Annotated in this window: 5 protein-coding genes; all 5 read left to right on the forward strand. The window is 59.8% G+C overall.

What is annotated here, in order from left to right; all coding sequences use genetic code 11:
- The coding region (locus IRZ24_RS16120; protein ID WP_297166278.1) for an ROK family protein at positions 1–682 on the forward strand (682 nt) is incomplete at its 5' end.
- Positions 683–744: 62 nt separating this feature from the next.
- On the forward strand, positions 745–1,497 hold the full coding sequence (locus IRZ24_RS16125; protein WP_297166281.1) for a TlyA family RNA methyltransferase: 753 nt from the start codon (positions 745–747) through the stop codon (positions 1,495–1,497).
- A gap of 561 nt (positions 1,498–2,058) precedes the next feature.
- Positions 2,059–3,675: a benzoate-CoA ligase family protein gene (locus IRZ24_RS16130; protein ID WP_297166284.1), complete on the forward strand. Its 1,617-nt coding sequence runs from the start codon at positions 2,059–2,061 to the stop codon at positions 3,673–3,675.
- 90 nt (positions 3,676–3,765) lie between these two features.
- On the forward strand, positions 3,766–4,629 hold the full coding sequence (locus IRZ24_RS16135) for a hypothetical protein (protein ID WP_297166287.1): 864 nt from the start codon (positions 3,766–3,768) through the stop codon (positions 4,627–4,629).
- Complete coding sequence (locus IRZ24_RS16140) at positions 4,626–5,234, forward strand: NUDIX hydrolase (protein ID WP_297166290.1); 609 nt, start codon at positions 4,626–4,628, stop codon at positions 5,232–5,234. The genes IRZ24_RS16135 and IRZ24_RS16140 overlap by 4 nt, the downstream gene beginning before the upstream one ends.
- The last annotated feature ends 314 nt before the right edge of the window (positions 5,235–5,548 follow it).

The raw sequence follows: 5,548 nt of genomic DNA on the forward strand, positions 1-5,548 counted from the left end.
CGATGCGCACTGCGCAGCCCTGGGAGAGTACATGTTTGGAGCGGGGCGAGGTAGCGAGGACATGGTCTACATGACCGTCAGCACAGGGATCGGTGGAGGCATCATCTGCAAGGGTCGTCTCCTGGAGGGAGCGGGTGGTACCGCTGGCGAGCTGGGGCATATGACCATCGACCTGCATGGCCCTCGTTGCAACTGCGGCAACATCGGTTGCCTGGAGGCCATCGCCTCGGGCACAGCCATTGCACGGCGAGCCAACGAGGCCATTGCTGCTGGCCAGGGAGCTGATCTACTGGCCTTTGCGCGCTCGCTTGACGAACAAACGGCGCGACACTTGCATCTACCTGCTGGTGAAGAGAAAGAAGCGATTGAGCGCGTCAATGCGCGCACTGTTGGCGAAGCGGCGCGGGCCGGCATTGCCCTGGCGCGGCAGATCATCAGCGAGGCAGCGCGGGGGTTAGGCGTAGGCCTGGTCAATGTGATCCATGTCTTCAACCCGCGTAAAATTATTCTCGGGGGTGGTGTTATGCAGCTCGGTGACCTCATTCTGGGGCCGGCCCTTGAGGTAGTGGAGCAGCGCGCTATGAAAGCCCCGCGCTCCATCGTGAGCATCGAGCTGGCCCAGCTTGGTCCCAATGTGGGGCTAGTGGGGGCCGGCACCTTGATCTACTATCATCATCGCTGATACCTGCCGCGGGTTCACAGTAGAACGGTCAGGCAGCAAGAGGAGTAGCAGTCAGACTCAAGATGACAACGCAGCAGAAGAAAGAGCGTCTTGACGTAGCAATGGTACGTCGTGGTCTGGTGCCCAGTCGTGAGCGGGCGCAGGCCTTGATCATGGCCGGACGCGTCTACGTAGGAGAACGACGCCTTGAGAAACCCGGGGTCCAGGTGCCCAACGACGCCGAGATCCGCCTAGACCTGGAGGCGCCGGAACTGCGCTACGTCAGTCGAGGTGGATTGAAGCTTGAAAAGGCCCTTGATGTCTTCGGCCTTGATCCGCAGGGATTAGTCGCTTTGGATGTTGGCGCCTCGACGGGCGGCTTTACTGATTGCCTGTTGCAGCGAGGAGCAGCGCGTGTCTATGCTGTCGATGTGGGACATGGGCAGCTCGCCTGGAAACTCCGCAGCGATGCGCGTGTCGTCGTCATGGAGGGGGTCAACATCCGTTATCTGGAGAGCTTACCGGAGCAGCCGCAGTGTGCCACGATCGACGTCTCCTTTATCTCTCTACGCCTTGTCTTGCCGCCAGTAGCGCGCTTGCTGGCTCCTGGTGCCTGGATAGTGGCACTGGTCAAGCCGCAATTTGAGGCTGGCAAAGAGGAGGCCGATCGAGGCGAGGGGATCATTCGCGATCCACGTGTTCATGAGCGCGTCCTACGCGAACTGGCTGCCTGGATTCCTGACCATACACCACTAGAGCTGCGCGGTATGACCGAATCACCCATTGCTGGCAGAGAAGGCAACAAAGAATTTCTCGTCTACCTGAGTCTTAGATAAGCGATGAAGGCGTGCAGAAAGAGCTGATCTGTGCGCTTATCAGAGACGGGTCGAAGGAAGGCCCGTGCGGAGCGGCGTCCCGTCGAGCGTTCTCTCTTGGTTTGCTGCCCAGGCAGTACCGAAGAAGGTTCTCCCTGAGGGAGGGGAGAGTCAGTAAGACAGGGCGGAGGGGCGAGCGGGAGTGAGCCGGCCTGCAAGGCGAAGGAACGCCGTTAGCCGGAGCTGTTCGCCCGGCAAAGCAGGCGACAAAACAATCTGGGAAGGTCGGGCCGCCATCTGGTACAATAACAGCAAGGTAGAGGTAGACCATCCCTGGAGTGACGCGCCAGCCTGCTCCCTGTGATATCCTGGCGGGCCTTCATTCTCCCCTGTGACGGCTGCATGGTCGAAAGCGAGCGTGCTCGAGCACGCAAAGGCGCGTGCCGGCACAACCTGGGTGTGACAGCCAGCCAAAGGAGAAGTGTGGGCCAGAGGGTTGGGTAGGAGAGGCCAGGGAAGGAAGAGGCGCATCAGCCGGGGGTCAGCCAGGCGCCGTCTGCAGGCGAGAAAAGAGGGACTATTATGGAGATGCCAACGGTCAACGTGCCCGACCAATTCAATGCGGCCAGCGCCTTTCTCGATGCGAATCTTGCGCAAGGGCGTGGTGGCAAAGTAGCCATCTATTATGAAGATCAGACCTTTACCTACGCGCAGGTGGCCGAGATGGCCAACCGCGTCGGCAATGGATTGCTAGAACTCGGCGTCGAGATGGAGCAGCGAGTGGCCCTCTTGCTGCTCGATTCCCCGCAATTTGCAGCCGCCTTCTTCGGAGCCATCAAGATGGGCGCGGTGCCGATTCCCATGAACACCATGCTGCGCCCCGAAGACTATGTCTACATGCTCAACGACAGCCGGGCCAAGGTCCTGCTGATCCATGCGGCTCTCTGGCCAGCAGTGCGACAGGTCCTATCTCAGCTACGCTTCCTGCGGCATGTGGTGGTGGTCGGTCTTGAGCCGGCGAGCGCGGGAACGACGCTGTTGGCGGGCCGTCAGCGGGTGACCTTACATGATTTTGAAAGCTGGATCGCTCGAGCCTCGCCCTCGCTCAGTCCTGCCCCCACCAGTAAAGACGACAGTGCTTTCTGGCTTTACAGCTCGGGCAGTACAGGTTTCCCGAAAGGCTGTGTGCATCTTCAGCACGACATGACCTTCTGTCTGGAGTGCTACGCCAAACCCATCCTAGGCATCACCAGGGATGATATTACCTTCTCGGCGGCGAAGCTCTTCTTCGCATATGGATTGGGCAATGCCCTCTATTTCCCCTTCGGCGTTGGAGCCAGCACCGTGCTCTATCCTGGGCGACCCCTAGCGGAAGACATGTTCAAGGTTGTCGAGCGCTACCGACCAACGATCTTTTATGGTGTGCCCACGCTCTACGCCAACATGCTGAATGTCCCCGAAGCTGAGAAGCGCTTTGATTTCTCATCGGTGCGCGTCTGCGTCTCAGCGGGCGAGTCCCTGCCGGCGGATATTCTGCGGCGCTGGGAAGAGAAATTCAAGGTGCCCATTCTTGATGGAATTGGCAGCACCGAGATCCTGCACATCTTTATCAGCAACCGTCTTGGCGACATCAAACCGGGCAGCTCGGGCAAGCTTGTGCCAGGCTATCAAGCGAAGATTGTCGATGAAGAGGGCCACCCGGTGGGTCCGGGCGAGATCGGCAACCTACTCATTCGTGGAGATAGCATTGCCGCCTATTACTGGAACAAGCATGAAAAGACCAAAGACACCATTACTGGCCACTGGATTCATACCGGCGACAAGTATTATGTAGATAACGAGGGCTACTATTGGTACTGCGGGCGTGCAGATGACATGCTCAAGGTCAGTGGTCAGTGGGTCTCGCCGGTTGAGGTGGAGAATGTCCTGATCGAGCATCCGGCTGTGTTGGAAGCGGCAGTAGTAGGAGCCTACGATAGCGATCAGTTGATCAAGCCCAAGGCTTTCGTGGTACTCAAGCCTGGCTACGAGGCTTCCGAAGCGCTAGCCAGCGAGCTGCAGAACTTTGTTAAGGGCCGTCTGGCGCCGTTCAAATATCCTCGCTGGGTAGTCTTTGTCACGGAGCTGCCCAAGACGGCGACGGGCAAGATCCAGCGCTTTAAGCTGCGCGAGACAGGCGAGACCGCGCCTCTCTCTTGACCTGAGCCAAGCATCGGTCAGGAGAGCAAGGTCGGTCGCGTCTGCTTGCTCCGGTGCGAGAGGCCCGCCTCATCTGCCACGGAGGGAAGAGTGCAACAGGCTTATCGTGCGCTGCGTATTCTGGCCGAAGCGCAAACGGTGCGCATGATGTTGACTGCTGAGCCATGTGCGCTGCTGCTGGATGAACTGGCGAGCGCCTGCGCGGCCTTGCAGAACGGAAGCGCCGGTCTAACCTGTGTCATCCTCGACTTTGGGGTTGTCCCGCCGCCGGCTGAGCAGGTCGGATCGCTAGGGGGGCTGGTGGCCGATTGCCGGCCTGGTTCGGGAGCAGCGACGAAGCTGCGCAATGCGGCTGAACGCGCGGCGGCGCTGGTGCGGGCAGTGCCGCAGCCGGTGCTAGCCGTAGTACGGGCAGCCTTATCGGAAGAGGCCTCGCTGCTGGTCCAGGCTGCCGATCTGGTACTGATCGCGCGCGAGGCCACTTTGATCGCAGCTCCCGCAGCAGCGCGCAAGGCCGAGCGCCTACCAGGTGAGCAAGCCGTCCGGCTAGGTTTGGCCACCTGGTGTACGCCAGCGCGTCAGCTTGACAGACGGCTAGAGGAGGTGCTGACGCTCTTGCGCCGGAGCAGTGCCCTGGCCTTGCGTCAGGCCAAAGCTGCCGTGCGACTGGCACTGCGCTGGCTTCCCCCTAGTAGTCTGTCCGTCTCGCCCGGGGGAGAGCGAGAGCCTGGCAGCTTCTCCCTACCGCTGCCCACTGAGGACGAAGATGAAAGCGCCCGCCAGCTACGCGAGAGCCGCGCGCGCCTGGAGGCGCTCCGGCGCGTCAATACCTTCTATCTCAGTGAGGTCTCGTGCTCGGAGGACGCTCAGGAGGGCCTGCAGGCCTTCTTGGAGAAGCGGGCGCCGCGCTGGCAGCAGCAACAACGGGAGCAACGGGAGCGCGAAAGAGCATGACCACAGATCATCAGGCTGGCCGGCAGCAGAGGCAATCGCGTCTACGACCCTGGGTGACGCGCGCCGCCGAGCGGGTACTGGACACCCCCTATCTCAAGGTGCGGCGTGAGGAGGTACTGCTGCCGGATGGCACGCTGATTCCCGACTACTACATTATCGAAAATCGCGGTTGGGTGGGCATTGTCCCACTGACCCCCGATGGTCGTTTCTTGCTCAACCGCCAGTACAAGCATGGTATTGGTCTAGAGGTGCTGGAGTTCCCTGCTGGCGCCATTGAACCGCACGAGGATGATCCTCTGCTCACCGCCCATCGCGAGCTGATGGAGGAGACAGGCTATCGTGTGGCACCTGACAAGATTGAGCTACTGGCCCACATGTATGCCAATCCCACGGGGGCCCAAACGCGCATCTGGTGGTATCTGGCTCGCGATGTCGAAAAGACCGGCGAGCAGAAGATAGACCCGCGCGAGGTCATAGAGAACCTGCTAGTGACCCCCCGTGAGCTACTTGAGCTGATCCACAGCGGGCAATTTGCGGTCCAGGGCCAGATCGCTGCCGCCTATTTAGCCCTGGAACGTCTGGGTTACCTGCGAGCTGCCTTCTAGCCCTGGCTGTGGAGGGAAGGAAGCAAGGACCAAGGGAAGGGCGGCGCGAAAAAGCAGAAGGCTCGCGTCGCCCTTCGGTCTTGCTGCTTGCCCTGGGGCGCTCTGTCTTACAGAATCTTTACAAAATACTGCAGATTTCCTCACTGTCTGGAGCTATGCTCTATATGCTATAACTTAGTGGATACTTCCTACCTGTTAATAGGAAAGCAGGACAGGACAGGTGGGTTATGAAGATCCTAATTATAGAAGATGAAAATAACATTGCACAACTGATCCGGCTCTATCTGGAGCAGGCTGGGTATGAAGTAATCATC

It is taken from the genome of Thermogemmatispora sp. (genome assembly GCF_019683755.1).
Taxonomy (GTDB): Bacteria; Chloroflexota; Ktedonobacteria; order Ktedonobacterales; family Ktedonobacteraceae; genus Thermogemmatispora.

Excerpts from the sequence above, each read along its gene's own strand:
- IRZ24_RS16125 (WP_297166281.1), top strand. The coding sequence starts at position 745 with ATGACAACGCAGCAGAAGAAAGAGCGTCTTGACGTAGCAATGGTACGT.
- IRZ24_RS16140 (WP_297166290.1), top strand. The coding sequence starts at position 4,626 with ATGACCACAGATCATCAGGCTGGCCGGCAGCAGAGGCAATCGCGTCTA.
- IRZ24_RS16130 (WP_297166284.1), top strand. The coding sequence starts at position 2,059 with ATGGAGATGCCAACGGTCAACGTGCCCGACCAATTCAATGCGGCCAGC.